This is a genomic window from Spirochaetota bacterium (assembly GCA_035477215.1).
In the GTDB taxonomy this organism is placed as follows: Bacteria; Spirochaetota; UBA4802; order UBA4802; family UBA5368; genus MVZN01.
Window position 1 is genome coordinate 1 of the sequence record DATIKU010000026.1, and the last position, 25,882, is coordinate 25,882.

Annotated in this window: 25 protein-coding genes and 1 pseudogene; 14 read left to right on the plus strand and 12 right to left on the minus strand. The window is 58.3% G+C overall.

The genetic code is table 11. From position 1 onward, the window contains the following. From VLM75_05765 to VLM75_05780, 4 genes are all read left to right on the plus strand, one after another. The coding region (locus VLM75_05765; GenBank protein HSV96428.1) for a transposase at positions 1 to 320 on the plus strand (320 nt) is incomplete at its 5' end. Positions 321 to 808: 488 nt separating this feature from the next. After that, the gene (locus VLM75_05770) at positions 809 to 2,113 is read left to right on the plus strand and encodes an MFS transporter (protein HSV96429.1); all 1,305 of its coding nucleotides are present in this window, start codon (positions 809 to 811) and stop codon (positions 2,111 to 2,113) included. 122 nt (positions 2,114 to 2,235) lie between these two features. Next, a complete protein-coding gene (locus tag VLM75_05775) occupies positions 2,236 to 3,573 on the plus strand; it encodes a hypothetical protein (GenBank protein ID HSV96430.1) in 1,338 nt (445 codons plus the stop codon). Positions 3,574 to 3,758: 185 nt separating this feature from the next. Next, on the plus strand, positions 3,759 to 3,953 hold the full coding sequence (locus VLM75_05780; GenBank protein HSV96431.1) for a hypothetical protein: 195 nt from the start codon (positions 3,759 to 3,761) through the stop codon (positions 3,951 to 3,953). A gap of 165 nt (positions 3,954 to 4,118) precedes the next feature. On the opposite strand, the gene VLM75_05785 is transcribed toward VLM75_05780, so the two are convergent. Then, positions 4,119 to 4,547, minus strand: coding sequence for a PaaI family thioesterase (locus VLM75_05785; GenBank protein ID HSV96432.1), 429 nt, complete (start codon positions 4,545 to 4,547; stop codon positions 4,119 to 4,121). A gap of 490 nt (positions 4,548 to 5,037) precedes the next feature. Between VLM75_05785 and VLM75_05790 the strand changes: the two genes are divergently transcribed. After that, a complete protein-coding gene (locus VLM75_05790; protein ID HSV96433.1) occupies positions 5,038 to 5,562 on the plus strand; it encodes a hypothetical protein in 525 nt (174 codons plus the stop codon). Between the two features lie 15 nt (positions 5,563 to 5,577). Here VLM75_05790 and VLM75_05795 read toward each other — a convergent pair whose 3' ends face one another. Further along, positions 5,578 to 6,246: an NAD-dependent epimerase/dehydratase family protein gene (locus VLM75_05795; GenBank protein HSV96434.1), complete on the minus strand. Its 669-nt coding sequence runs from the start codon at positions 6,244 to 6,246 to the stop codon at positions 5,578 to 5,580. A gap of 229 nt (positions 6,247 to 6,475) precedes the next feature. On the opposite strand from VLM75_05795, the gene VLM75_05800 reads away from it, so the two are divergent. Continuing rightward, the gene (locus tag VLM75_05800) at positions 6,476 to 8,230 is read left to right on the plus strand and encodes a M23 family metallopeptidase (GenBank protein HSV96435.1); all 1,755 of its coding nucleotides are present in this window, start codon (positions 6,476 to 6,478) and stop codon (positions 8,228 to 8,230) included. On the opposite strand, the gene typA is transcribed toward VLM75_05800, so the two are convergent. From typA to VLM75_05825, 5 genes are all read right to left on the minus strand, one after another. Continuing rightward, positions 8,211 to 10,037 carry a translational GTPase TypA gene (gene typA / locus VLM75_05805; protein ID HSV96436.1) on the minus strand — a complete coding sequence of 609 codons (1,827 nt, stop codon included), beginning with the start codon at positions 10,035 to 10,037 and terminating at the stop codon, positions 8,211 to 8,213. The genes VLM75_05800 and typA overlap by 20 nt on opposite strands. Positions 10,038 to 10,245: 208 nt before the next feature. Then, the gene (locus tag VLM75_05810; protein ID HSV96437.1) at positions 10,246 to 11,802 is read right to left on the minus strand and encodes a M81 family metallopeptidase; all 1,557 of its coding nucleotides are present in this window, start codon (positions 11,800 to 11,802) and stop codon (positions 10,246 to 10,248) included. Continuing rightward, positions 11,702 to 12,175, minus strand: a complete 474-nt coding sequence (locus VLM75_05815) for a hypothetical protein (protein ID HSV96438.1) — start codon at positions 12,173 to 12,175, stop codon at positions 11,702 to 11,704. Before VLM75_05815 ends, VLM75_05810 begins: the two co-directional genes overlap by 101 nt. Before the next feature lie 177 nt (positions 12,176 to 12,352). Further along, positions 12,353 to 13,681, minus strand: coding sequence for an MFS transporter (locus tag VLM75_05820; GenBank protein ID HSV96439.1), 1,329 nt, complete (start codon positions 13,679 to 13,681; stop codon positions 12,353 to 12,355). A 51-nt stretch (positions 13,682 to 13,732) separates the two neighbouring features. Continuing rightward, complete coding sequence (locus VLM75_05825) at positions 13,733 to 14,326, minus strand: MarC family protein (protein ID HSV96440.1); 594 nt, start codon at positions 14,324 to 14,326, stop codon at positions 13,733 to 13,735. 161 nt (positions 14,327 to 14,487) lie between these two features. Here VLM75_05825 and VLM75_05830 point away from each other — a divergent pair, with 161 nt between their 5' ends. Next, positions 14,488 to 15,636, plus strand: a complete 1,149-nt coding sequence (locus VLM75_05830) for a DUF5009 domain-containing protein (GenBank protein ID HSV96441.1) — start codon at positions 14,488 to 14,490, stop codon at positions 15,634 to 15,636. Positions 15,637 to 15,662: 26 nt separating this feature from the next. Here the strand turns inward: VLM75_05830 and VLM75_05835 are convergent, their stop codons facing one another. The 3 genes from VLM75_05835 to VLM75_05845 all read right to left on the minus strand — a co-directional run bounded on the left by VLM75_05835 (position 15,663) and on the right by VLM75_05845 (position 17,135). After that, positions 15,663 to 16,304, minus strand: coding sequence for an ImmA/IrrE family metallo-endopeptidase (locus VLM75_05835; protein HSV96442.1), 642 nt, complete (start codon positions 16,302 to 16,304; stop codon positions 15,663 to 15,665). Continuing rightward, a complete protein-coding gene (locus tag VLM75_05840) occupies positions 16,301 to 16,669 on the minus strand; it encodes a helix-turn-helix transcriptional regulator (GenBank protein HSV96443.1) in 369 nt (122 codons plus the stop codon). The genes VLM75_05835 and VLM75_05840 overlap by 4 nt, the downstream gene beginning before the upstream one ends. A gap of 319 nt (positions 16,670 to 16,988) precedes the next feature. Then, the gene (locus VLM75_05845; GenBank protein HSV96444.1) at positions 16,989 to 17,135 is read right to left on the minus strand and encodes a hypothetical protein; all 147 of its coding nucleotides are present in this window, start codon (positions 17,133 to 17,135) and stop codon (positions 16,989 to 16,991) included. A 132-nt stretch (positions 17,136 to 17,267) separates the two neighbouring features. On the opposite strand from VLM75_05845, the gene VLM75_05850 reads away from it, so the two are divergent. The 4 genes and pseudogenes from VLM75_05850 to VLM75_05865 all read left to right on the plus strand — a co-directional run bounded on the left by VLM75_05850 (position 17,268) and on the right by VLM75_05865 (position 21,599). Then, positions 17,268 to 18,839 (plus strand): 2-isopropylmalate synthase, encoded by a 1,572-nt coding sequence (locus VLM75_05850; GenBank protein HSV96445.1) that lies wholly within the window; start codon positions 17,268 to 17,270, stop codon positions 18,837 to 18,839. Positions 18,840 to 18,881: 42 nt separating this feature from the next. Continuing rightward, positions 18,882 to 19,082 (plus strand): annotated as a pseudogene (locus VLM75_05855) (mechanosensitive ion channel domain-containing protein). A gap of 290 nt (positions 19,083 to 19,372) precedes the next feature. Then, the gene (locus tag VLM75_05860; GenBank protein ID HSV96446.1) at positions 19,373 to 20,503 is read left to right on the plus strand and encodes an acetoin utilization protein AcuC; all 1,131 of its coding nucleotides are present in this window, start codon (positions 19,373 to 19,375) and stop codon (positions 20,501 to 20,503) included. A gap of 37 nt (positions 20,504 to 20,540) precedes the next feature. Continuing rightward, a complete protein-coding gene (locus VLM75_05865) occupies positions 20,541 to 21,599 on the plus strand; it encodes a GGDEF domain-containing protein (GenBank protein ID HSV96447.1) in 1,059 nt (352 codons plus the stop codon). A gap of 138 nt (positions 21,600 to 21,737) precedes the next feature. Here the strand turns inward: VLM75_05865 and VLM75_05870 are convergent, their stop codons facing one another. Next, positions 21,738 to 22,439, minus strand: a complete 702-nt coding sequence (locus tag VLM75_05870; protein ID HSV96448.1) for a metallophosphoesterase — start codon at positions 22,437 to 22,439, stop codon at positions 21,738 to 21,740. A 1-nt stretch (position 22,440) separates the two neighbouring features. Next, the gene (locus VLM75_05875; GenBank protein HSV96449.1) at positions 22,441 to 22,725 is read right to left on the minus strand and encodes a hypothetical protein; all 285 of its coding nucleotides are present in this window, start codon (positions 22,723 to 22,725) and stop codon (positions 22,441 to 22,443) included. Positions 22,726 to 23,050: 325 nt separating this feature from the next. Between VLM75_05875 and VLM75_05880 the strand changes: the two genes are divergently transcribed. The 3 genes from VLM75_05880 to VLM75_05890 form a co-directional block, all read left to right on the plus strand. Beyond that, a complete protein-coding gene (locus VLM75_05880; protein HSV96450.1) occupies positions 23,051 to 23,839 on the plus strand; it encodes a TatD family hydrolase in 789 nt (262 codons plus the stop codon). Between the two features lie 7 nt (positions 23,840 to 23,846). Beyond that, positions 23,847 to 25,514, plus strand: a complete 1,668-nt coding sequence (nadB, locus tag VLM75_05885) for an L-aspartate oxidase (protein ID HSV96451.1) — start codon at positions 23,847 to 23,849, stop codon at positions 25,512 to 25,514. Positions 25,515 to 25,619: 105 nt separating this feature from the next. Beyond that, the coding region (locus VLM75_05890; GenBank protein ID HSV96452.1) for an acylphosphatase at positions 25,620 to 25,882 on the plus strand (263 nt) is incomplete at its 3' end.

The window sequence follows — 25,882 nt, forward strand, 5'->3', positions numbered from 1 at the left end:
AAGGTCCTCCCCGGCGGGGCAGGAAGAAAAAATCAAAACCGCGAAATCTTCTTGAGCGCCTGAGGGATTATAAAGTCGGCATTCTTGGATTCGTTCGAGACTTTTCAATACCGTTCGATAACAACCAAGCCGAGAGGGATCTGAGAATGGTGAAGGTGCAACAGAAAATTTCAGGTTGCTTCAGAAGCATTGAGGGCGGTATGTTTTTCGCCCGGATACGAGGCTATATATCAACAGCGAAGAAACATAACGAAAATGTCCTCGATGCATTGCAGGGTCTCTTTGAAAACAGGCCTTTTATGCCTGCGTGTGCTGAATAGATACAAAAAATCTTTAAGCGGTGTGGGTGGATAATAGATCGAATGCGGAACCTGTGAATCATACCATTTATACCAGACTTTTCCCGTAAAGACATCCTCCCCCGTGCATTATTATTTTCCACGCCCGTCAGCTCGCCGCTCCTGTTGCGCGAGGATCAAATGGACGGATTTCCCACCACGGACGGACCGCCTGTCAGGTTCTGATGGCAATGCCATAAATATATATTTTAATAGTCAATTATATATTATATAATACTAAATTATATTTTTACATGCGCCTATTTATTCCAGGGGGTGCATTTTTTTGATTATGGCGGCTGCACCCTCCAAACCGGGGATCGACCTTGCATGGGGTCCATCCGGCATTTCCGGCGCGGAGTGCAGGCCTGCCGACAGCCCCGGCTGTGGTTTGCATATTAATGATTGGAAAATAAAGGCCGGGCCGTATATGCCGTATTCCGGTACACGGATACATGCGAAACAACGGAATGCAATCGACCGCGCTTCCCTCCGGACCGTTCGTCGAACGCCTGCGAGATACCCTGCGCGCCTTCAGGCACCGCAATTACCGGCTGTACTTCGCGGGCCAGGCCGTGTCGCTCACCGGGGCCTGGATGCAGCAAATCGCTGTGAGCTGGCTGGTCTACCGCCTCACCGGCTCGGCGCTGCTGCTTGGCGTGGTGAGCTTTTCGGGGCAGATTGCGCATCTTCTCGTTACGCCCTTCGCCGGTGTGCTCGCCGACCGGTTAAGCCGCCATCGTATACTGATCATCATGCAGACCCTCGCCATGATTCAGGCGGCCGCGCTGGCCTTCATCACGCTCTCCGGCCTGGTTGCCGTCTGGCACCTGGCGGTCCTCAGCCTCATGCTCGGCATTGTGAACGCGACCGAAATGCCGGTCCGCCAGTCTTTCATCATTGAGCTTGTGGGGGACAGGGAGGGGCTCGCCAACGCGATCGCGCTCAACTCCGCGCTCTTCAACGGCACGCGCATGATCGGCCCGTCCATCGCGGGGGTCGTGATAGCGATCACGGGAGAGGGTCTGTGCTTTCTTATCAACGCGGCGAGCTTTCTCGCGGTCATCGCCGCGCTCCTGGCCATGCGGATTGTTCCCGGCCGGCGCGACGACGGCGGCCGATCGGTGTTCGAGCGCCTGAACGAAGGCTTTGAATACGTGGCGCGATCGGTCCCGATCCGCTCGATCCTGCTTCTCATGGCGCTCATCAGTTTCGTGGGGCTGCCGTATATCATACTCATGCCGGTATTTACATCGGTTGTACTTGGCGGCGGACCGGAAACCCTCGGCTTCCTCATGGGGGCGGCGGGTATGGGTGCCTTTACCGGCGCGCTCATGCTCGCCACGCGCAGGAGCCCGGCCGGCCTCGGGGAGTTTATCGGTCGCTCCACGCTGTTGTTCGGCCTCTCTCTTGTCGCGGTTTCATTCGTGCGCTCGGTAGTCCCGGCGCTTCCGCTCTTTTTCCTCGCCGGTTTCGGCATGATCTCCGCGATGGCGTCCTGCAACACGGTGCTTCAGTCAATCGTCGACGACGACAAGCGGGGCAGGGTGATGAGCTTCTTCTCGATGGCCATGATGGGTTTCGCCCCGTTCGGGAATCTCCTCGCGGGGGCGGTCGCCGACCGCGTGGGCGCGCCCGCAACCATTATGACCGGGGGAATCCTGTGCGCGATAGGCGCGCTGGTTTTTTCGCGAAAGTCCGGCGCAATCTCCGCCGTGCTGCGTTTTGCCGCCGCTCCCTCGACGCCAAAGCGGAGCGAAGTCATTTCCGATTGACAGATGGTGCGCGTCGCGCACCGGGCGGCCGCCGGCCCGGCGGTGAGGCCAATAATGCTTTACAATCCCGGAACCTGGGCTATGTTGAACCATGACCATCCGAAAACGCGGGGAGAGTGTATATGAAAACATCCGGTCGCCGGTCGTATCATAAGCTCATTCTTTCCCTGTTGGTGGGAGCCCTCGCGCTTTTCTTTATCCTGGAGACGGCGGTGCGCATGATTATCGACCTGCCGGCGAAAACCGATTTATATTCCTCGATACCACGCGGGAAGGTTCCGGCGCTTCAGAAAAAATTCGGCGTGAAAACCGCGCACGGCCCGGGCTGGATACACCTCGGGTGGATCGCGCATCCCGAAAAAGAGCGTTACCGGGTATACAGGCTCGATGACGGGGCGGAAACCCCGCTTGGAGAAACCCGCTACGGGAGCTACCTGGTTGAAAACGCCGCACCCGGAAAGAGATACACCTTCCGTGTCCTGTCGGACACCGCCGCGTTCGACAGGACCGTCTCGCTGGTTTCAAGCTCGGCTGTTGCGGGTCCGGTGCACGCGCCGCGGATTTCCTCGCCGTGGCGCCCGATCTTCAGGCCGCAAAAAAGCGGAGACTACGTAAACGACCACAGCATATTCCGGGACCGCGACGGCACATGGCGACTGGTCGGTATTACCGCCTTTGGCGACGGGGATTACTCCAGGGAAAAATATTTCGCGCACGGATCGTCGCGCGCCTTCCCTCCGCCCCCGGGGGAGATGATGAAAGAGGAAAACCCCGTCGCCGATTACGGGCGTCTCGCATGGGCGCCGCACGTCATTCGTGAGGATCGGTTCTACATGTGGTATTCGCCGCACCGGGCATACTGCGCCGTAAGCGATGACGGCCGCACATGGAAGGACGAGTCGGATCTGTCATTTCTCCCGTACAATCCGCAGTTTCGCGATCCCATGATAATCAAGGCGGCCGACGGGCAGTGGCTGATGTACGCGACTGCGCGCGACGGCTACTACTCGTCGATCGACATATACCAGTCCTTCGACCTGAGGCACTGGCAGTATATTCGCCCGGCGCTGTCCATGGCGTATGGCGCCGAGCTCGCAGGGGCGCAGGCCTCCACGGAGTCCCCGTTCGTCGTCCGCTTCCGGGACCGCTACTACCTTTCGTTTACCTATAACAACGGCTCGTTCTTCTGGAACCCGCTCCTGCTAACCCTCAAGATCTGGCCGGAGAAAGAATCGTATAACGACACGCTGGTGATGCAGAGCCACAATCCGTACTCATTCGGCGTTTATCGGGGACTCCGGAATCCCTCCTCCCTCGTCGCCGGGCTCCGCGCCCATGCGCCGGAATACGTTCAGGCGGGAGATAAATGGTACATCACGACGGCCGGATGGCCCTGGGTGGCGAGCATCACCTCCGGCGAGGTTGCGGTGGCCGAGCTCGCCTGGGACGAGATCAGATAAGTCGCGCGGGCCGGTTTTTCGATCCAATAAAATAATTGACGCTCTTTTGATTCGCCTGATCGGGAGGGGCTGCGACAAGCTGCAGGAAGTCTGCATGGCGCTCTCGGAAACCGAGGGCGGGCGCGTCATCAGCAAGGACGGGGCCTGCGATATCGTGCGAAAAGCGGAGGAGAACGGCCTGGCACATGACCGGGAACGTCGGCGACGGCCACGTCTTTCTCTGCACCTGCTGCGGCCTGTGCGCCTCGGCGTGCCCGGCGGGGGCGATCGGTATCGTCCGCAAGGAAGATGCCGAAATGACGACGCCTCCCGACGATGAAATGGACTGGTGCCGGCGCAAGGCCGCACAGCGGGGAATAGACATTTCGCGCTTCATTTAGCGGCTGCCATGCAACTGCCTGGTCCCCCGGGGTGAAATCCATGCAATTGATCGAAAAGCGATACCGATTTAGTTGATTGCGGCTGATACACGGCCGGTCCGTGCGACTATTCTGTTCAGAGAGGGTATACCTGCCGGTTGGAATTCGACCGGGGCGCCGGGATTACTATTTTTGGAGTACCGCCATGGTAAAAATGCCCTTGGCGGAAAGGGTCGCCCTGTCCTGGTTTATGGAATAGACTTCCGATTCCACCACGGTAAACGAGCCCCCCGCGCGAAGCACCTGCGACCTGCATCGCAGTTTTTCTCCGCTCGCCGCGCGGAGCAGGTTCAGCTTGAACTCGAGGGTGATGACATACTCGTCGGCCCCGATAATGGTCGACGCCGCCCCGCCGGAGCTGTGGTCGGCGATCGTCGTCAGCACCCCGGCGTGGACATACCCGTTCTGCTGAAGATGATGCGACGCCACCGAAAGCTCCGTTTCGCACCATCCGGGGCCGCAGTCGGTGAGACGCACGCCGATGAGGTTGATGAAAGGCGCCTCTTTGAATCCGGTTTCAATAATGCTCCTGTAATCGCTGTTTTTGATCTGCATCCCGCCGCCTCGAACGATCTTATTTCCGCGAAGTCCTTCCGGGAGTGCGCCGGAACACTCTCCAGGACGGACCACAACCGGTGGTGTTCCGGAAGTATAATCTTCGGGGCCGAATAATTCAAATTAATAAAAGAAAAGGTATTGCGGGCGACGGTAATTTGAAATTCATTATTTTTCCGTCTGGACATTTATACGGGCATGTTGTAAATTATCCCAATTATGGAATTGCCGTAATTGTCGCATGGAGCATGCCGTCAAATATGGTGTTATACGTATACGGTCGCATAGGCCTGCTGCGGCGGGGATATGCGGGAGAGATATGCGATAAACCGTTTTTAACGGCAAATGGCCTGTTTCATAAATGGAGAATAAGGAGATTTCCCGCGATCGTTGTACTGGGAATCCCGGTGTTCGAATGTTATGATACAGGTCCGATACAGGCCGTACAAACTAATTACTAAACAAATACAAAGCCTGTGTGGAGGTTTCTATGAAGCCGGATTTGTCAAAAGAAGAATTGAAGCTTTTCAGTTCGAAGACTCCGGACGATTTCATCGATCGCTCTCTTAAAGTGGACATACCCAGGGGCAGAAAGGCGTTCGTCGCCCGTCTGTGGCTCGGGAAAACCGGCTACCAGTCATCCGACATCGAATACGCCCGCAACCGGCACCCCTACTGGAAAGCGCGCAAGGGCGAAGGCGGAGCGGAGCGGGTGCTGCAGCGGCTTCATGAACATGATTACAGCACTGGCGAGAGCGTGGAATGGACCGAGAAAAGAATACAGAAGTTCATCGAGCTCAACGCCAAGGGCAAGAACGGGAAATACATCACCCGCGATTGGGAACTCGCGAAACGTTTTAAATGCAGTATCGCGACCATCCAGCATATGCGGCGCAAATACAACATGGCGACGAAGATCATCATTGCCGGCAAGGGCAAGGTAACGTCGAAAAAGCTCCTCGAATATCTTCAGATGGGCGAGGGATTGCTTCGCGAAATGACGCGCGCACTGTAATCGGGCGAGGGGGGTCTATGCCGCCCCTCCCGCAATCCGCCGTATAATGTGTGATTCGTAAATTCCCGTCGGCCGGTCTCCGGTGGCGATGGCCACCATTGCGCGCGCCACGTGCCTCGCTTCTATGGGACGATATTTGGCCAGGGGTCCCGCCATCAGCGGGGCGAGCGCCCGCGAGAGGACTCCGGCGATCTCCTCCGCGGGGCGCTTTTCCTTTCTCTCTCCCAATAGCAGCGACGGGCGGAATATGTGCACTGCCCTGAAGGCCGTTTCGCGCAACGCCGCCTCCACTTCCCCCTTCACCCGGTTATAGAAAACCGGGGAGCGGGGGTCCGCCCCCAGCGCGGTGACGATGAGAAACTGGCCGGCACCCGAGGCGGCGCAGACTTTCGCCAGGGAGAGGGGATAGGTGAAATCGACGGTATAAAACGCTTCCTTCGTCCCTGCCTTTTTTATCGTGGTTCCCAGGCAGCAGAACACATCATCGGCGGCGGCATGCGGCGCGAGCGTGTTCGCATCGTCGAAATCGACGATATGCTCGGCGAGCTTCGCATGGGACACGCCGGTCGATCGGCGCGTCAGCGCCTTCACCGCGGCATAGTGATCGTTCTCGAGCAGCAGCCGCAGCACATGCCCTCCGATCAGGCCGGTCGCCCCGGCCACAAGCGCCGTTTTTCGTGCCATCCCATCCTCCTGTATATTGTGCCGTTTTATTCCGATGCATCGTGCCCGGTGAATCCGATTGTCGGCATGGTTTTCGGAAGAGCTTTCATTGTGTTCGAAAACGGGCTGAAGTCAAGTACTCATTCGACGCCGGGTCATTTTTGCTTGAATATACCGGTGCAGCCCTCATCCTGTCCGGGGCGCCGGATACTGGCTCCGTCGGCGCCACAGATGCGGGGAGGATGGCAGCATGAGTATTTTTCGCGGCGGCGGACTTTCGGGCAGGACGGCGTTTTTTTTGTACGCGTTTGTCGTGGTGACCGCGTGCGGTCTTGCCCTCGCCTTGGGTTCGACGGAAAAATTTTCCTGGCCGCTTGGCGGGCTCGAACAGCTCTCCGCGACGTTGGGGGAGGTGCGCGGCCGGTCCCTGCACACCGGCGTGGATATCAAGACGCGCGGGCTCAACGGGCACCCCGTGTACGCCCCTGCTCACGGCACGGTGAACAGGGTGCTCGCAAAACGGAGCGGGTACGGGAATGCGCTGTTTCTCTCGCACGGCGGGATTGAATCGGTGTTCGGGCACCTGGACTCGTTCGGCGAAGGGGCGGCCCGGCTCAATACCTTCATCGGGATCGTAAAGCTTATGTATAATTCCGACGAAATAGACTTCCGTTTTAAAAAGACCGGGCCGGTGTTCGACAGGGGACAGATTGTTGCCTATACGGGCGAGACCGGCAGCGGACCGCCTCATCTTCATTACGAGCTCCGTGCCGGGGACCGGTATATCAATCCTCTCAAATTCCATGCGGTGCGCGATACGGAGCCGCCCGTAATCGACCGCCTGTATATATGCGTTGAGGAAGAGGGCAGCACCGTGGCCGAGCGGGCGATCCGGGTCCGCCGCGGGTGGCGTGGGTATGCGCCCGTGGAGCCCGACGTTTCGTGCGCGCCAGGTTCGCGCGTGTTCCTCAAGCTCGCCTGCTATGACCGGGTCAATTCGCGAAACAGCGTCGCCATCCACCGGATCGCCGTTTTCGAAAACGACAAAACCATATTTACCGTGATCTTCGACGAGGTCCGTTATTCCGATCTGCAGTATGGCCACATGATCTATGATATTTCCAAGTCGACCATCGACGGGTCGGCGACCTATACCTATTTTCTCTGCAAACGTGCGGGAAACAGGTTCAGCGGCATCGGCGCCGAGGGCGAAGGCTATATTGTGCCCGGTCGGCATCCGAAACGCGTTCGTGTCGTGGTGAGCGACTTCGCGGGGAATTCCAGTGTCCTGGAGCTTGTCATACGGGGAAACGGTCGTCCTGTCGAGTCAGCCGGGCGCGTCAAGTTTCGCAGGGGTGCTGTGGCCCAGCTTGCCGACGCAAGCGGCGCTTTCTCGGTTCGCCTGAGGAGTGACTCCCTGCGCTCCGACGCGCTGCTGGGACTCGAGGCGGCGGCCCCGGACGCCGTGCGCGACATTGCCGGGCTCGGGGCCGTAAAGGAAGCCGATCTCATCGCCGTGTGCGCGCTCCAGCCTTTTGACCTTCAGTACGCGGCACCGGTCGAGATCGCCATGAAGGGACCGCGCGGCCGGGATATCATGATTTACCAGTTTTTCGAGGGAAGACCGCCCCGGCCGATTCCTACATCGTATAACGTTTCAAGGGGGGAGTACCTCGGTCGGAGCGCGGCGGGCGGGTACTTCGCGCTGATACGCGATACCGTGCCGCCGGTCGTCAGCCTGCCTCCCACGCACGAGTTCCTGGCCGGGGAGGGGCCGTACAGCCTGCTTCGTCTGCAGGTATATGACGGTCTTTCGCGTTTGGACGAGTCTTCCCTGGAATGCATGGTCGACGGCGAGTCATTGCCATGTGCGTACGACAATGATCGGCGCTTGGTCGAAATCGTCCTGCCGCGGACGGCATTCGACGGCGCCTATCACCATGTTTTTCTCAGATGCTCCGATTCCGCCGGCAACACGGCGGCGTTCAGCAGCCCGCTGCGCTGATCGCGGCATCGCGCTTGCCGTCCTTCTTCCGTTTGTTCTCGTCGAGGATGGCTTTGCGTATGCGCATCGACGCGGGTGTTATCTCAACCAGCTCGTCGACGTTGATGAATTCCAACGCCTCTTCAAGTGAAAATCTGATGGGCGGAGTGAGGCGCATGGCGTCGTCGCTGCCGGCGGCGCGCATGTTGGTCAGCTTTTTCGTCTTCTGCACGTTGACGACGATATCGCCTTCCTTGTTGTTCTCGCCGACCACCTGCCCCTCGTAGACGCGCTCGCCCGGCGCGATGAAGAACCGCCCCCGCGACTGCAGGCTGTCGAGCGCGTAGGCGACCGCCTCGCCGGCCTGCATCGAGATGAGCACGCCGTTGGAACGGTGCGGGATCGATCCCTTGAAATATTCGTACTGGTAGAAGCGGTGGTGCATGACCGCTTCTCCGGCGCTCAGGTTGAGCAGGCGGGTTCGCAGACCTATGAGTCCCCGCGAGGGGATGTGGAACTCGAGGCGCTGCCGCGCCCCCATCGTATCCATGCGCTTCATCTCGCCGCGCTTTTTGCTTACCGCCTCGATCACCCTGCCGGCGCTTTCGGCGGGAACGTCAATAATCAATATCTCGATCGGTTCGGCCTTGCGGCCGTTGATTTCCCTAAAAATGACCCGTGGCTGTCCCACCTGGAACTCGTATCCCTCGCGGCGCATGTTTTCGATGAGGATGGAAAGATGCAGTATGCCCCTTCCGAAGACCTTGAAGCCCCCGACGGCGATGGACTCCTCGACCCGAAGAGCCACGTTGCTCTCGGTTTCCCTTAGCAGCCGTTCGCGAAGATGCCTGCCGGTGACGTATTTCCCCTCTTCGCCGAAGAAGGGCGAGTTGTTGACGAGGAAGATCATGCTCATTGTGGGCTCGTCGACCGCGATGATCGGAAGCGGTTCGGGATTTTCGTCGTCGGCGACGGTGTCACCGATCTCGACGTTCTCGAGGCCCACGATTGCGCAGATGTCGCCGCAGTCGACGCGCTCGGCGCGCAAGCGCTCCAGTCCCTCGAATGTATAGAGCTCGCGCACCGTCGATTTCTTCCGGGCGCCGTCGCGCCCAAGGAGGACCACCTGGCCGTTCTGGGAGATCGTGCCGCGGAATACCCGGCCGATCGCGATGCGCCCCACGTAGTCGGAGTAACCGATGGTGGTTACCTGCATCTGCAGGGGGCCTTCCTGCCGCCGTGGAGCGGGAATGCGCTCGAGTATGGTGTCGAGAAGCGGCGCGAGGTCGGTGCCGGGGGCGTCGGGCATTGCGGAAACCCATCCCTCCCTTCCCGAGGCGTACAGCACCGGAAAGTCCAGCTGTTCGTCGTGCGCGTCGAGATCGATGAAAAGGTCGTAGACCTCATCAAGTACTTCCGACGGCCGTCTGTTCGGCCTGTCCATCTTGTTGATGACGACGATGGGCGTCAGTTTAAGCGCGAACGCCTTCTGTAAAACGAAGCGCGTCTGTGGCATGGCTCCCTCGAAAGCGTCCACTAGCAGAAGAACGCCGTCGGCCATCTTTAAAACGCGTTCGACCTCGCCGCCGAAATCGGCGTGCCCGGGGGTGTCGATGAGATTGATCTTGGCCCCCCGGTACGGGATGGAGATGTTCTTCGCGAAGATGGTAATGCCGCGCTCGCGCTCCAGGTCGTTCGAGTCCAGGAAGCACTCGCGCACCTCCTGGTTTTCGCGGAAGACCCTGCACTGCATCAGGAGCTTGTCGACGAGCGTGGTTTTACCGTGGTCGACGTGGGCGATGATGGCGACGTTGCGTATTTCCATGATATTTTCCTTTCAGGTGGCTAAGAAAATTGCCGCCGGATGCCGCGGTCAAGCACTATTTCCGCTTTGAACGCCATAACTGACTGGACGTGGAGGGCCACTCGGGGGCGGATGCGTCCGGAGGATGGCTACAGTTTATCTCCGTTTGTACGGGTCTTCATTTTTTTTCCGCGACCGGCGGCCGCCGACCGCGGAAAAAACGCCTCAAACGTTACCGCCAGGCGCCGATTTTATCCAGCGGGTATATTGGCCGCGGAATTAAGCGATAGTCCAGGGAGAATACATCGACATTCGAGAGCCCCGGTGTCATGACGTTGACGGTCTTCCTGTTATATAGAAGGTAAAAAAAACGGAAGGGGAAGAGGTTCTTCACCACCACGACGTCCGCCTTCCAGAGGGAGAGTCCCAGGTCGGTGAAATACGAGGGCCGGGGCGTCGAATCGGGCTGCTCGGTCAGGATGAGGTGCACTCCCCGGTCGCGCAGGATTACCGTTTTGCCGAGCCTGCCCTCGCTTTTATGGATGAGGATTCCGGTAAAGACGAACGGGCGGTTGTAGATTTTATCAAGCTTTCCACCCACCGAGACGCTTATGCTTTCGTTCAGCTCCTTCGCGTAAGCGCGCGATGCGGCCTCGCCGTCGCGAACGGGCACATACGATACAAGGTCGGGCGCCTCCTCGACCAGGCTCTTGAGAATCCAGGTGTTCTCGCCGGGGGTGCCGGTGCCCACGGCGTCGGAGGCGTCGCAGAAGACGACCGTGCCGAACATCCGGGCGATGTTCTTCGAACGGGCGATGGCGATGGCCTCCTGCGGGGTGCTTCCGCGCGGATGCGAAGCGTCGCGCACCTCCCAGTTCATGTCGGCGATCGTATCGGCGAGCTTTTCCGCGAGCGCGAGGTCGCCGTCGGTCACCGCGACCGTGCTCCAGCCGAGCTCGGGATCGTCCAGCCATATGTGCACCGGAAAATTGGAGACGCAAAGGACGCGCGGATCTTTTTCCATTTTTCGCATCGCCTTGAAGATGGACCGCATTGGCGCGAGGAAATCGATGTTCATCCCTCCCCCTTTAAGAAGGCGCATCTTGCGCCAGGCCATTACCGGCTTCACCTCGCCCCGGAGCGTCTTTACGAGGATTTCGCCGGCGCTGTATCCGATGTCGTAGTGGTCGCGGTGCGGATTGGTGCGGTAGCCGATAACAAAGGTCGCCAGCTTCATGCGCCTCTGCGTGAGGTTGGCATGAAGATCGAAGGTTGCACCGATCGGAACCGTCGTGCTCACCTCGCTGCGGATTGCGGCGAGGAGATCGCCCTCGGGATCGCGCATGCCCTGGACGCCCATCGCGCCGTGCAGGGAAAGGTAGATGCCGTCGAGCCGGTCCAGCTTTTTGAGACCGCTCACGATCTCATTCTTTAACCTTTCGTAAAGGGCGCGCTCCAGCGGTCCGCCCGACATTGAACGGGCCTTGAGCACCGGGGCTATTGCGAATTCCCCGCGGCCGAGCTTTTCGATTGCCGCTATGCATCCGCCAAGCTCGAGCTTTTCTTTTTTACTGAAGGGGATGATGTCGGCGCCGCGCAGCAGGCTTGTCGAGCGGAACATGGCCTCGGTGGTCGGCACCCGCGAGAAGGAATTGCTCTCCTGGAGCAGTTCAACGATAGCGATGGTCTTAACGGGGCCGCGCGAGGCCTCTTCTTCTTGAGGCGCACAGGCCGCAAGGATGAGGGCCGCCACGGACAGGGAAGCCGACAGTAACAGGGTGTGTCGCATGGGATACCTCCCGGTGTTGGATTATTAAGGGCATTGAATGCATCCGCGCCCAGACTAACAAAAAGTGATCGAATTGCACTATCTTTTTTAAATCCATTTCGCCGAAATAACCCGGCCTGGCCGTTGGGTCGGGAAGCCGGGTGAGGATGAGATGGATGCCGTCGCTTTTGAAGCGCTCGTAGAGTTCCCGTTCCGGGGGGCCGCCGGAGCCCGATCGAGCCTTGAGTATCGGCGGTATCTCCACCGAACCACTGCCGTGCTTCTCGATGGCCTGCATGAAGACTCCAAGCTCGAGCTTCTCCTTTTTCGCGACGGGGAGTATATCCCCGCCCCCCAGGGATTCCGGGCGGAAATTATCCTTGCCGGCGGGCATGATGGTCTCCGCACACGACCTTGCCTGTCGCGGGGAGGGCCGAAGAACATCTTTACCCGTCCCGGGTAAGCGCTATCCTCGCGGCGACATCTTCCCCGCTCCTCACGGGTGTTCGGGGACAGACGCACTGATACTTCCACGAAGGCCGGTGCGCGTCAAGAAATTATAAAGATGGTCTTAGTTGTTGCGGATATGGATTGTCCGCCGCTCGACCCCCAGGAATGGGCGGATGCCGAGCATGCTGAAAAAAAGATCGTTGCTCTTAATGGACACCACGCTTCGGACTTCCCGAAGCCTGAAGGAAAACAGGGCGGTAACGATAATGCGCAAGACGGACGAGATGACGAGGATCGTGAGGATTCTGTACCCCATGATCGGCGGAACCTGCGTCGCAAGAAAGCCGCCGAGGAGCGCGCCCGCGCTCAGCATAACGCCGTTGAGCACATTGAAGTACGAAATGTACCGCACGCGCTTGTCCGGGGCCACCGCGTCGTATATGAAATTTGAGGCGCTGAGGTTGAATCCCGCCCACGCGAAGCCTGACACGATCTGCGCGCCGACCAGGAAAACCGGGTGACGATCGATGAGCCAGAGCAGGGGGATGATGGAGATGATCGGGGCGGTGAACTGCATCACGCGCACGTTCCCTATCGAGTCGGCGAGTCTCCCCCATCGTCGCATCATCAGGTACATCACGAGCGTCGCCGTCACCAGCACCACGGAGAATTCGAAATAGCTGAAGCCGAGGTCCCGGAGCATGAGCACGGTGAAGAACGGCGCGGCGATGTTCACCGAAAAGTTGAGGAGCGAAACGAAAATAACGAAGCGGGCGAAATCGCTCGACTTGAGCCTGCCGATGAAACTCTTCAGCGCGACCTTCCGGGCCGGGCTGTGTCGCACGGGCGGGTCGTACATGCGGCGCAGGTAGGCCCACGACAGCAGCCTGAAGACGAATGCGATTGTGAAGACCGCAACGAAACCGAAGCCCAGGCGCTCCTCGGGCATGCCGTGCAGCACCAGGCCCGCCGCAAGCGAAGCGCAGACGATGATGACGCCGAGCACGCTGTTTCGCCAGCCGAAATAGGCGCCGCGTTTGCGCACCGGGATGAGGTCGGACATGAGGCTCCCCCATGCGGGAAGCGCGATCGCACCCGAGGCGGTGAAGAGCACCGTGAGAAGGATGAGGAGCTCTGTCGTCAGCGCACCGAGTGCGCCTGTCGCCGCGACCGCGAACAGCGAAATGGCCTGTATCAGCACGAAGGTGGTGATAACGCGCTTGCGCGTGCGGAATGTCCGGATGAAGTCGATCGTCTTCATCTGGGCGAGCGAGGCGACCAGGTTTGGAAGCGAGACCAGCACCCCCACCTCGCGCACGGTCCCGCCCAGAAAGAGGAGGAGCGGCGTGAAATACTCCTGCGTCAGACCGATCATGCCGCTTGCGAAAATGCCGTCCATGAAGGAGAAGCGAAGCGATTTTCTTACGGTCCCGCGCTCAATGACCGCCACGTTTCAACCCCCGATGTAAAGAGTGTGTAATCATACCGTGGCACCGTTCGCTTACTGGCCGGCGAGGAGCAAAACGAGCCCCTTGCGGACGATCATGACTGCGATCGCCGCGAGGAAGAGGCTGGTGATCTTGGACAGGGCTTTCGACCCGGCCTCGCCGAGAATGCGGCCGATACGAGAAGAGAGGGAGAAGATGGCGCCCGCGATGAGGATGTTGAGCGTCACCGATATCAGGGTGGGGATGATTCCGTACTCTTCGATGATAAGCAGCGATGTGGCCAGAAGCGCCGGGCCCGCCAGAAGCGGCGTACCCAGCGGCACCACGCCGAGTTGCTTTTGCGAGATTTTCCGGTCGCCCTGGGAGCCGAGTATGTCGAGAATCGCGATACAGAAGAGCACTACTCCGCCCGCCACCATGAAGTCGCCCACGGTGATGCCGAGGAAGCGGAAGATGAGCTTGCCGAGGAAGATGAACCCCACCGCCAGACAGAGAGCGGTCAGCAGCGACTCGAAAAGCACGCGTCGCTTCTCCTCACGTTCCATCTTTTCCGTGAGGGAGATATAGATGGGAAGCGTGCCGATGGCGTCCACTGCCACGAAGACGGGAATGAAGGCCATGAGCAGGTTTTTGAAGAACTCTTCCATGATGAACGGCTACCAGCGCGCGGCGATTCTGTCAATGGATAATCGGTCGGGTCATTTTGTCCCGACAAAAAGTTGATGACATTTTCGCATCGAAGGCGACGATTCCCGCAAAAAGACGACTCGAATCGCCATCTTCGGATAGCCGACATCACTAAAAACGAATGAATACGGGTTTAACGAAATACGCCGCGCCGGCAAACCGGCTCCTCTCGCTCGACACCTTTCGCGGCCTCACCATTGCCGCAATGATTCTCGTTAACAACGCCGGGGACTGGGGCCACGTGTTCGGGCCGCTCCGGCACGCCCGCTGGCACGGCTGGACCATGGCCGATCTTGTATTTCCCTTTTTTGTGTTTATCATGGGCGCGGCGATTCCCCTTGCGCTGGGACGGCGGCTGGAAAAAGGCGAGTCCCACCGGCGCGTTGCATGTTCGGTATTGCAGAGGACCGTCATCCTGCTTGTTCTCGGATTTCTCCTGAACATTCTGCCCGGGTGCGATTTCGCCGCTGTCCGCATTCCCGGCGTTTTACAGCGTCTCGCGCTCTGCTATCTTATGGGTTCGCTCGTATTCCTCGCCTCGCGGCGGCCCGCGCTGTGGTGCGTCGCCGCCCTCGCGCTCATGGCCGCGCACTGGGCCGTACTCGCGTTTGCGCCCGTTCCCGGGTATGGCCCCGGAGTGCTCGAACCCGAGGGGAACGCCGCCTGGTACGTCGACAGCCGCCTGTTCGCGGGCCACACCTATCGGCACGCTCCCGCCCCGGGCTTCGACCCGGAGGGCCTGCTCGGCACACTTTCCGCGGCCGCCACGGCGCTTTTCGGCATGCTTACGGGGGCGTGGATGAAAAAGGAGCGCATCCAGCAAAATTGCTTCCGCGGTCTTTTCGCCGCGGCGAACGGGATGATTGTTGCAGGCCTGGTGATGAACGAATTGCTGCCCATCAACAAGAACCTCTGGACGCCGGCCTTCGCCGTCTTCACCGCGGGCTTTGCGCTCTACTTTCTGCTAATGTGTTTCTGGGTGATGGATGTCAAACGGTGGCTGCGCCCGGCGATTCCTTTTGTCGCGCTCGGATCGAACGCCCTGGCCGTGTATGTGCTTTCGTCACTCGTGGCGAAAACTCTGGTCGCTATCACCGTTGCCGGGGCCGATGGAAAGGCGCTCTCTCTGAAGACGGTTATCTTCACCATGATCTTCGCTTCATGGATGGAGCCGTACACCGCGTCGCTTGCGTACGCGATGGTATACCTCTTCCTGTGGGGTGCTGTTGCGGTGGTTATTTACCGGCGAAATATTTTTATAAGAGTTTAGCAAAGAGTATCTTTGTGCTTGGATTCCTATACACTTTTAGGAGGCCATAGGTTCTCTCTTTCGACACGTTTCACTATTACATCGTCTGAAACCAGAAATGGTTTCGCCAAGGTTGGTGCCACACTTTCAAGCACCTGCTCGGGTTCTTTTGCAAGTATTTCCAATAATGAGTTCTCTTCTAGCTTGATGTATATTTTCCATATTTCTTCTTGAAGATGGTTTTTAGGCACTAATAGTCGTCCGGCGAATTCGTTTGCTTGCCACTCGAATTTGCGGTGTTCGGATTCCGGCATGTTTAATATAAAGTCAGCATACTCCCTTGGAGATTCAAAGTGAAGTTCTTCGTATATTGAGCGATGTAAGATATAATGTCCAATTTCATGTGCGAAGGAGAATCTCAATCTTTTCTCATATCGACCCATTGGATCCATATATTGTTCATGATCGACAATTATACCCGCAAAATCACTCCGAATAAACGCGTCGATTTTTGCATACTGTCTGATGTAATGTTCTGGAATAATATTCATTTTTAATTCGACTTCGATTATCTGTTCTATATCTACTGGCAAAATTCCAGTTGGCCAATGCTGCTTGCGAAATTCCTCAACGATTCCCCATATCTCCTCCCGGGGAACAAAATTGCACTTGAAAGAATCTACAGTCATTTCCCCTCCTTTCTTATTATTTCGATAAGCTTTGCAAGCTCTTCAGGTGTCGGTTTTACGCTTCCAATGGTCCTAAAGAAAACTGGTAAAGCTTTAAGTACATCCTGATCAGACATAAGATAATCGGGAATTTTACCAGCGTCGATTTTTGCATAGTCCGTCAACATGTTCCACTCTTCCGAATTCATGCCAATATTCAGCAACTTCGCTATTCTCCTCAGTTTTCCCTCATCCTGAGGTGGAGAAAGAATGCCTCTTTCGACTTTACTCCAGTTGCTGGCGTCCTCATCCAGTTGTTTGCAGAATTCTCGTAAGGAAAGACCAAGCTCATTTCTCCGATCCTTTATAAATTCTCCGAATGCCATACCTGACCCTCCTTTAGATTTTTTAGTAAACTTTATTGATGTGGTATCTACATTACCATGTGGTAATAATAATACCACATATATTATCGTCAAGCAATATTATTTTCAGAAAGTTTATAAATTTTAAAATCTAACGATATGTTTTGTTGATCATATTGAATAATTGTGTTCATTTCCGTTGAGGCGTCTCGGATAAAAAGGGAAATACTTTTATTTGTAAATATTTAAATAGACCAGGCATTCGATGAATTCATAATTAGTTTTGATTATTAATGGGCTTCGTGTCGTAAATATTATTGACACCGCACGGGCGGTGTGCTTAGTTGGATACCACAAGGGCGAAAACGATGACAACCGCGCGAAACAGCTCCATTCTTCTACTGGCCCTACTATTAAACCACAGGGAGAGCGCGTGGTGCGTTTCGTGATGTAGAAGAACTACATTGTGCCAGTCAAAGGCCGTCATGGAAACCACCATGGCGGCTTTTTTATTTTCAGGACGCTGGAGGTGAAGGGGATGCATATCCCGCGAAGTCTAAGGAATTGTGAATGATGAAGTGCCGGACGGATAACCGACATTACAACAGGAGAAACTACAATGCATGACAACAGGATAATCATTTTTGATACGACACTTCGCGACGGCGAGCAGTCGCCGGGATTCAGCATGAACATGGACGAAAAGCTCCACTTCGCCGACCAGCTCGTCAAGCTGGGTGTCGATGTCATCGAGGCGGGCTTCCCCCGTTCGTCCCAGGGGGACTTCGACGCGGTACGGCGCATCGCCGGACGCGCAAGGGGCGCACAGGTGGCGGGGCTCGCGCGGGCCAGCTTCGACGACATCGACACGGCCTGGGAGGCGCTCAAGGAGGCGGAGAACCCGCGCATCCATACCTTCATTTCAAGCTCCGATATTCACATCGAGTACCAGCTCAAGAAAACGCGCGAACAGGTGATGGAACAGGCGGTTGCCTCGGTAAAGCGGGCGTGCTCGTACACCTCGAACGTTGAGTTTTCGCCGATGGACGCCACGCGCAGTGACCGGGAATACCTTGCGCGGATGGTCGAGGCGGTGATTGAGGCGGGCGCCGCCACGGTGAACATCCCCGACACGGTCGGATATTCAATCCCGTCGGAGTTTCACGATCTTATCGCATTTTTGTTCGAGCGCGTAAAGAACATCCACCGCGCCGTCATCTCGGTGCACTGCCATAACGACCTCGGGCTCGCCGCCGCGAACGCCCTCGCCGCCATCCAGGCCGGCGCGCGCCAGGTCGAGTGCACCGTCAACGGAATCGGCGAGCGCGCGGGGAACACTTCGCTCGAGGAAATAGTGATGGCGGTGAAGACCCGCTCTAACATCTTTAACGTGATTACGGGCATCAACACAAAGCAGATCATGGCGACCTCGAAACTCCTGACGCACATAACGGGCGTTTCCGTTCAGCCGAACAAGGCGATCGTCGGCGCCAACGCATTCGCCCACGAGTCGGGGATACACCAGGACGGCATGCTCAAGAACGCCATGACTTACGAGATCATGAACCCCGAGGACGTGGGTATCGGCCGGTCGAACATCGTGCTGGGCAAGCACTCGGGACGCCACGCGGTCATCGCGCGGCTGAAGTCCCTCGGTTACGACCTGGCCGGCGAGGAGCTGGAGCGCTTCTTTAAATATTTCAAGGCGCTTGCCGACGCCAAGAAGCAGATATTCGACGAGGACCTCGAGGTGCTCATCGGCGAGACCGTCTACAAGGAGAAGGGGCGCTTCAAGGTAACGAACGTGCAGATATCGACGGGCATGTTCTCGCCGCCGATGACGCTCGTTACGATCAAGGATCGCGAGAACGAGGGCGCCGAAGTGTTCGACGTGGCCGCCGGGAACGGCGGCGTGGACGCGGGCATCAACGCGGTCAGGAAGATCACAGGCACCGGCGCGCGCATCGAGTCGTTCAACCTCGTGGCGATCACGGGCGGCTCCGACGCGCTCTGCGAGGTGACGGTGAAGGTCGCCGAGGAGTACGAGGGTAAAACGCTCAAGGTTACGGGAAGCGGCGTCAACATCGACATCTCGGTGGCCGGTATCTTTTCGTTCGTCGACGCGCTCAACAAGATGGAATACCGCAAGAAAGTGAACGGCGTGCGCGAGCGGGTCGAGGCGCGAGTGTGATCGTTTTCTGATATTGCTTGAAGGCGGAGGCGGGGATACGTCGTCGATATAAGCTGGCGGAATACGACAATCAGTGGGATGGGCAACAACCACGTCATCATCCCGAACTCGACGCTCGCCAAAGCCGTCGTCACGAACTACCGCATGCTCCGGGCGGAGCTCTCGGTTCTGGCGCCCGTCGGCGTGGCCTACGACAGCGACCTCGAGCTCGTTGAGCGCGTGACGTTTGAGGTGGCCGGTTAAATCCGGCGCGAGATTCCCGGGGCGGTCGCGGAGTTCGAGCCGATGGCGCGCTTTGCCGGTTTCAACGACCCGGCGATCGGATTCAATGTCATTTTACGCGCGTGCGAGTCTGTAGAACAGTACAAGCTGCGACACGAGTTCATCAAGTGTATACACGGGCGATACGCCGCCGGGGGGATCGAGATACCCTTCCCGATCAGGACCGTGCACTTCAAGGAAAGAAAGCTTGAAAAAATAAATGACCGGGCGTACACTGAGAGCGATAGATACGCTTATATTAGGATATTCCAATGCATAATATCTTGATGTACTCCGACGAGATCTCCCATGTCGAATACGATCCCAATCATCCCTTCAAGCCGGGGAGGGGGAAACAGCTTATGGACCTCCTCAAACGGCATAACCTCATCTTCGAGGAAAATCAGAAGGTGATAAGCCCCCGGCCGCTCGACGAGAGCCTGCTCCTTCTCGCCCATACCCGGTATTACATCGACCTCTTAAAGCGGGCCGACGAGGGAGAATTTTCGCTCGAGATGCTCGAGGCGGGACTCGGCACCGGCGATAATCCCATTTTCCCGGGGATGTACCGCTTTTCGCTCATCACCTCGGGGGGCACATGGCAGGGAGCCCAGATGCTCGATGCCGGCGAGGCGCGCTTCGTGTTCAATCCCATCGGCGGTTTTCATCATGCGGGGAAAAACCACGCCGGCGGCTTCTGCTACGTCAACGATATCGGTATCGCTATTATGGACCTTATCAGGAAAGGACGGCGTGTCGCCTATATCGATATAGACGTTCACCACGGCAACGGCGTGCAGGACCTGTTTTACAAGGACGACCGTGTGCTCAAGATTTCAATCCACGAATCGGGTATAACGCTCTATCCGTGGAGCGGCTTCCAGAATGAGATCGGCGTTGACGCCGGCACCGGCTACAACGTCAACATCCCGCTCCTGAAGGGGACCGACGACGAGGTGTACTTGGAGGCGTTCGAATCAGTCGTACCGCCGCTGGTAAAGGCGTTCAAGCCGGACATCGTCTTCGCCCAGATCGGCGGAGACGTGCATCGCGAAGACCCGCTCGCCCATCTTCGCCTGACGTCAAACGGGTACAAGCGCGTAATCCGGATCATCAACGAGCTGTCGCCCAGAATCATGGCGACCGGTGGCGGGGGCTACAACGTCTACAAGACCTCCGCGCTCTGGGCGCTGGCGTGGGCCGCCTTCTGCGGTATCACGCCGAGCGACCACTATGCCGGCGTGGTGGGGGGGATGATGTACGGGCCCGAGGCGCACGCGGGAAGCCTCGACGACGAGCCGTTTACCGCGAAGGGCGCCGAAAAGGACGAATGCCGAAAACATGCCGAAGAGGTGGTCGACTACATCCGCAAACAGGTTTTCCCGATACACGGAATAGGGTAGATAGCATGGAATTCAGCGTGTGCCGGGCCGCCGGCCGATGAAAAGCGCGTTCACCAAGTCGCGCCAGCTCCTCTTCGTGGCCGTTATACTCCTCGTGCTTATCCTCTCCAACGGAGCCTTCCTCTTGCGCGAGGTAAGCAGGCTGCAGAACGACGCTCGCATCATCAACTATGCAGGCATCATGCGCGGCTCGATCCAGCGCGCGTGCAACCACGAGCTTGCCGGCCGGCGCGTCGAAGCCGTCATCGGCCAGGTCGATGCGCTTATTGCAAGTTTCGAGAACCGCGATCACGGGTTCGAGATCAAAATGTTCGAAGAGCGGTTTTTCAAGGAGCTCCAGGAACTGAAGGCGACATGGAGCCTGCTGAAGGGCCAGATTTCGGCGTTCCGCGCTTCCAACAATGACAGAAACCGGGAGCGCGTGCTTGCCCTTGCCGAACAGTGCTGGGCCGCGTCCAACCGCCTCGTCTACACGACACAGTACGCGTCCGAGGCCAAGCTCAATGTGCTCGAATATGTCTTTATACTGATCGTCCTCAACGCAATCGCCGTGCTCATCATCATCGACCTTGTCCGAAGCTACGTGCGCCAGCGGCTCGAATTCGCCGCGCACCACGACCAGCTTACGGGCGCGCTCAACCGCTACTCCTACACCATAGCCCTGGAGCGCGAGGTGAAGCGGAGCCGGCGCTACGGTTCACCGCTCTCTCTCCTGTTGTTCGATATCGATAACTTTAAAACGGTCAACGATACCCACGGACACAAGGCGGGAGATTACGTGCTCAGGGAGGTGGTGCATATCGTGTCGGAACAGATCCGTGACAGCGATTTCCTGTGCCGCGTGGGCGGCGAGGAGTTCGTGGTGATCGCGGTCGAGAGCGACTGTAAAAGCGGTGGCGCCATGGCCGAGAAGCTCCGCGGGATGATACAGAAACACAATTTCCAAACTACGGGCCGCATCACCGTGAGTTTCGGCGTCGCCGGGCTCGGCGCGGAGGAGAATTCCGATTCATTTTTCAGACGGGCCGATGCCGCGCTCTACCGCGCCAAGCAGGCGGGCCGAAACAGGGTTGCCTGCGCGGTGATGAAGGACTGAAAAGACCCGCGGGATGCTGTGATAGATACGGCTGTAAAATTACGGTTAACGTAGCCATGCGACCGGTAAAATCCGGCCTGCGGGAGTAGCGACAATGTCGCGCCCGTGATTAACAAATGGGGCCGCATCCCGAATCGTTCAACCCCCGACCTTCTCCATCGTGCACGATATTCCGCCGTCGCGCGCTATCTCAATATTCGCGTAGCTTCCTTTCTTGAAAGCACCCGTATTGACGATGATGGAGTCGCCGAAGCGCTCGACACCGCCCGCCTCATGGATGTGGCCGCAGACACACAGGTCGACCCGGTTCTGTTCTATAAAGCTCCTCACGCTTTTACTGCCGCCGCGAAGATAGAGAAACGTCATGTCGCGCAGGCCGCGTGGTGGGGCATGGGATACGAGCACCCTGACCGATACGTTTGCCGCCGCCGCGACGCCTTTGCGCAGCATTTCGAGTATTTCCGGTTCGCGGTAAATCGTCCGTGTGGGAATCGGCGTGGGTGATGAGCCGCCCAGCCCGAAAAACCCGATTCCGCCGATGATCCGTCCGTCGGCGTGAATACCGATGCCTTTCTCCCGTAAAAAATCCCCGACCGCCGGCTCGTCCCAGTTGCCGTGGACCGCGAGAATGTTACGGTTGAATGACTCGATCAGCGCGATCACCTCGCGGGCCTCGGCCGTGCGCCCGGTGTGAGTAATATCACCGGCGACGATCACGAGGTCGGCGTGCCGAATGTCGTTGCCGGCGCGCTCGATCATGCTCCTGTTTCCGTGAATGTCGGCCATCGCCAGAATACGGACCGGTCCGGGAGCGGGTTTTTTCACTTTCGTGGGCTTCATCTCATTCCTCCTTCAGCAATCGCGCCGCTTCATCCATCGATTTCGCGCTTTTCAACCGGGCCAGTTCCTCCGGTGACTCCCGGAGCTTCTCAAGAGCGTTGAAGAAACGGTCCAGTACGTCGCCGGCGAAGGCGTGGGCCAGGAAGATGTGAGTGTGCGGGATGCGTCGACCGCGCGCGTAAATGCATACGAATTCGGGCTTCAGAGCCTTCATCATTTTCGAGCCCACCTCGCGCGCCGGCTCGAAGAGGCTCTGCGTCTCGGCCGCGGGGACTCGTGCCGCCACGGCACATGCCGCTTCGGGATAACCGGGCAATGCCCTTTCGTGCAGGGATGTATGTCGAGTATCGCCATGGAGATTTAGTTCTCGCGAACGATACGGGCCGGCGAACGGCCGGCGATGATTTCGCAGAATACGCACTTTGTCTCGGGCATCGAATGTCCTCGGGCGGTGATTCCACACGGTAAGATAGTTCATACAATACTGCCGTTGCGATGGTCAAGCACAAACGGCCTCGAGGCGCCCGTCCGGGAGCGGAAATGCCGTGAAGTCTGTTGACAAAAATCCCCGTGGAGCCTATTCTGAGCGCGATGCATTCAGGGAGACGGTCATGAACTACGTCGATTCGCACGCGCACTTCGATCTCTGCGCCGAAGAAGGGGTCGACACCGCCTCGCTCGTCCATGACATGGCGAAGAGCGGCGTACGCCGCGCCGTGCAGGTGTCGATCGAACCTTCCGGTTTCGCGTGGTCGCGCGATTTCGCGAGGGACAACCGCGACTCGGGCGTACTCTTCACGCTGGGCATTCATCCGTCCTCCCGCGCTGACAACAACGACCTCATCCACCTTTCGGACTTCGTGCGCTCGGTGATCGACTCGCCCGAGGCCGACCTCCTCTTCGGCATAGGCGAGACGGGCCTCGACTTCTACCGAATGCGCCAGCCGTGCGGGGATCAGATGCGCTCGTTCGAATACCAGGCTGATCTGGCCGCAAGCCTGGGCCTTCCGCTCATCGTGCATTCCCGCGACGCCATGGACGAAACGATCGACGCACTCGCCGCCGCGGCCCTTCCGACCGGCGTGATGCACTGTTTCTCCGGCGGCAGCGCGGCGGCCCGGCGCGTTCTCGACCTTGGATTTTATATCTCATTCGCCGGTAACCTAACGTATAAAAACGCTACCGACCTGCACGACGCCGCGCGCTATGTGCCGCTGGATCGCGTGCTCCTGGAGACCGACGCTCCGTTTCTCGCGCCGGTTCTCTACAGGGGCAGACGCAACAGCCCCGGGCTCGTTATACATACGTACGAGTTTTTCGCAGACCTGCGCGGCGAGCCCCTCGCGGGCATCGTCGAACGTGTGTTCGGAAATTTCGAGGCGCTCGCGCGCAGGGGATGATGGAACCATGAATTCAAAACGCTATTATTCCGACTTCCTGGTGATCGGCAGCGGAATAGCCGGCCTCACCTTCGCCATCAAGGCGTCGGCGCTGGGCACCGTGCACATCGTCACAAAAAAGAAAAACTTCGATTCGAACACCAACTACGCGCAGGGTGGAATCGCATCCGTTATCGCCCCCGGCGACACCTTCGACGAACACGTGGAAGACACCCTGAAAGCGGGCGCCGGGCTCTGCAACCGCAGGGCGGTCGAAATCCTGGTGTCGAATGGTCCCGACCGGGTCCGCGAGCTCATGGAATGGGGGACGCGTTTTTCCACCGTGCGCGACAGCTCGGGGAGCGAGGTCCTCGACCTGGGACGGGAGGGCGGGCATTCGCGGAACCGGATTGTCCATGCCACGGACCTCACGGGCCGGGAAATCGAGATGGCCCTGCTCGAGAGAATCGCCGAGAACCCGCGCATAACGGTGTTCGAGGACCACACGGCCGTCGATCTCCTCACCGAGCACCAGCTGCAGCGCGAGCCGATTGACGGCGTCAGCTGCTACGGCGCCTATATCATAGAAAATTCGACCGGCGACGTGCATGTTTTCAATGCCGCCGTTACCATACTTGCATCCGGAGGCGCGGGCCAGGTGTACCAGCATACCACCAACCCCGAGATCGCCACGGGCGACGGGATCGCCATGGCATACCGGGCCGGGGCGCTTATCGCCGACATGGAATTCATGCAGTTCCATCCCACCACGCTGTACGTCGAAAACCAGCAGGGAAGGAGTTTTCTCATCAGCGAGGCCGTGCGCGGGGAGGGGGCGGTGCTGTTGAACGCGCGCGGAGAGCGGTTCATGGAGCACGTGCACCCGCTCAGGGATCTCGCGCCGCGAGATATCGTCGCGCGGGCCATCGATATGGAGCTCAAGAAAACGGGCGAGCGCTGCGTGTACCTGGATATCTCGTTCAAGGAGAGCGACTTCCTGATGCATCGATTCCCCCACATTTATTCCAATTGTCTGAAACGCGGCATCGACATGGCCTTGCAGCCCATCCCCGTGGTGCCCGCCGCGCACTATCTCTGCGGCGGCATTGTGTCGGATCTCAAGGGGCGCACCTCAATAAGACGCCTTTATGTCTCGGGCGAGTCGGCCTGCACCGGCGTGCACGGTGCCAACCGCCTCGCAAGTAACTCGCTCCTGGAGGGAGTGGTGTTCTCGCACAGTTCGTTTGCGCATATCGAACATTCGCTCGGCGGGCGGCTGCAGTCGATAGAGAGGCCCGAGTTTCCGCACTGGAACAAGGAGGGGACGTTCGATCTGGAGGATTGGATTCTCATCCAGCACAACGTGGAGGACGTAAAACGCCTCATGTGGGACTATGTCGGCATCGTGCGCTCGAACCTGCGCCTCCAGCGCGCGTGGCGACGCATACATCTCCTCGATGAGGAGATAAAGGATTATTACCGGCGGACAACCATCCATCCCCAGATGGCGGAGCTGCGCAATCTGGCAACCGTGGCCAGGCTCATCATTCGCAGCGCCATGACACGTCTGGAAAGCCGCGGGCTCCACTACAACACCGATTATCCGGAACCGGTCGAGGAGATGCGGAAGAACGTGGTGCTTCGTCAGGCGAGCGAGCCCCGGCTCGAACCGCTCGATGACGTGTCGTTCGACTGAGCGCGGGACGGCACGGTTTTAATGATTGAATTTTCACGAGGGAAGGCCTTCACTGTCGCCGGACATCGCGATGTCCGATCAATCCGCGCGGAGGACGTTCCCATTATGCCCCGCGAACTCATACTCAGTGGAAGGGTGCAGGGGGTGGCGTGCCGCTATTATTGCGGCCAGTACGGCCGAATAATGGGCCTGCGCGGCTCGGCGACAAACCTGTCCAACGGCACCGTACGCGTGCTGCTCGACATCGAAGACGACGATGCGGCGCGCGAGTACATGCGGGCACTCAGGCAGAATCCGAAGCGCATTGCTTTTTACGGTTATATCGAGCGCATAGACGTGCGGTGGCACGCGGGGCCGATTGAGGGTGA

Coding starts and splice junctions, on each gene's coding strand:
- VLM75_05865 (HSV96447.1), top strand. CDS start 20,541: ATGAAAAGCGCGTTCACCAAGTCGCGCCAGCTCCTCTTCGTGGCCGTT.
- VLM75_05770 (HSV96429.1), top strand. CDS start 809: ATGCAATCGACCGCGCTTCCCTCCGGACCGTTCGTCGAACGCCTGCGA.
- VLM75_05785 (HSV96432.1), bottom strand. CDS start 4,547: ATGCAGATCAAAAACAGCGATTACAGGAGCATTATTGAAACCGGATTC.
- VLM75_05795 (HSV96434.1), bottom strand. CDS start 6,246: ATGGCACGAAAAACGGCGCTTGTGGCCGGGGCGACCGGCCTGATCGGA.
- VLM75_05780 (HSV96431.1), top strand. CDS start 3,759: ATGACCGGGAACGTCGGCGACGGCCACGTCTTTCTCTGCACCTGCTGC.
- VLM75_05840 (HSV96443.1), bottom strand. CDS start 16,669: ATGGCATTCGGAGAATTTATAAAGGATCGGAGAAATGAGCTTGGTCTT.
- VLM75_05830 (HSV96441.1), top strand. CDS start 14,488: ATGAATACGGGTTTAACGAAATACGCCGCGCCGGCAAACCGGCTCCTC.
- VLM75_05815 (HSV96438.1), bottom strand. CDS start 12,175: ATGCCCGCCGGCAAGGATAATTTCCGCCCGGAATCCCTGGGGGGCGGG.
- VLM75_05800 (HSV96435.1), top strand. CDS start 6,476: ATGAGTATTTTTCGCGGCGGCGGACTTTCGGGCAGGACGGCGTTTTTT.
- VLM75_05850 (HSV96445.1), top strand. CDS start 17,268: ATGCATGACAACAGGATAATCATTTTTGATACGACACTTCGCGACGGC.
- VLM75_05790 (HSV96433.1), top strand. CDS start 5,038: ATGAAGCCGGATTTGTCAAAAGAAGAATTGAAGCTTTTCAGTTCGAAG.
- VLM75_05845 (HSV96444.1), bottom strand. CDS start 17,135: ATGACGGCCTTTGACTGGCACAATGTAGTTCTTCTACATCACGAAACG.
- VLM75_05870 (HSV96448.1), bottom strand. CDS start 22,439: ATGAAGCCCACGAAAGTGAAAAAACCCGCTCCCGGACCGGTCCGTATT.
- VLM75_05775 (HSV96430.1), top strand. CDS start 2,236: ATGAAAACATCCGGTCGCCGGTCGTATCATAAGCTCATTCTTTCCCTG.
- VLM75_05880 (HSV96450.1), top strand. CDS start 23,051: ATGAACTACGTCGATTCGCACGCGCACTTCGATCTCTGCGCCGAAGAA.
- nadB (HSV96451.1), top strand. CDS start 23,847: ATGAATTCAAAACGCTATTATTCCGACTTCCTGGTGATCGGCAGCGGA.
- VLM75_05860 (HSV96446.1), top strand. CDS start 19,373: ATGCATAATATCTTGATGTACTCCGACGAGATCTCCCATGTCGAATAC.
- VLM75_05835 (HSV96442.1), bottom strand. CDS start 16,304: ATGACTGTAGATTCTTTCAAGTGCAATTTTGTTCCCCGGGAGGAGATA.
- VLM75_05810 (HSV96437.1), bottom strand. CDS start 11,802: ATGCGACACACCCTGTTACTGTCGGCTTCCCTGTCCGTGGCGGCCCTC.
- VLM75_05825 (HSV96440.1), bottom strand. CDS start 14,326: ATGGAAGAGTTCTTCAAAAACCTGCTCATGGCCTTCATTCCCGTCTTC.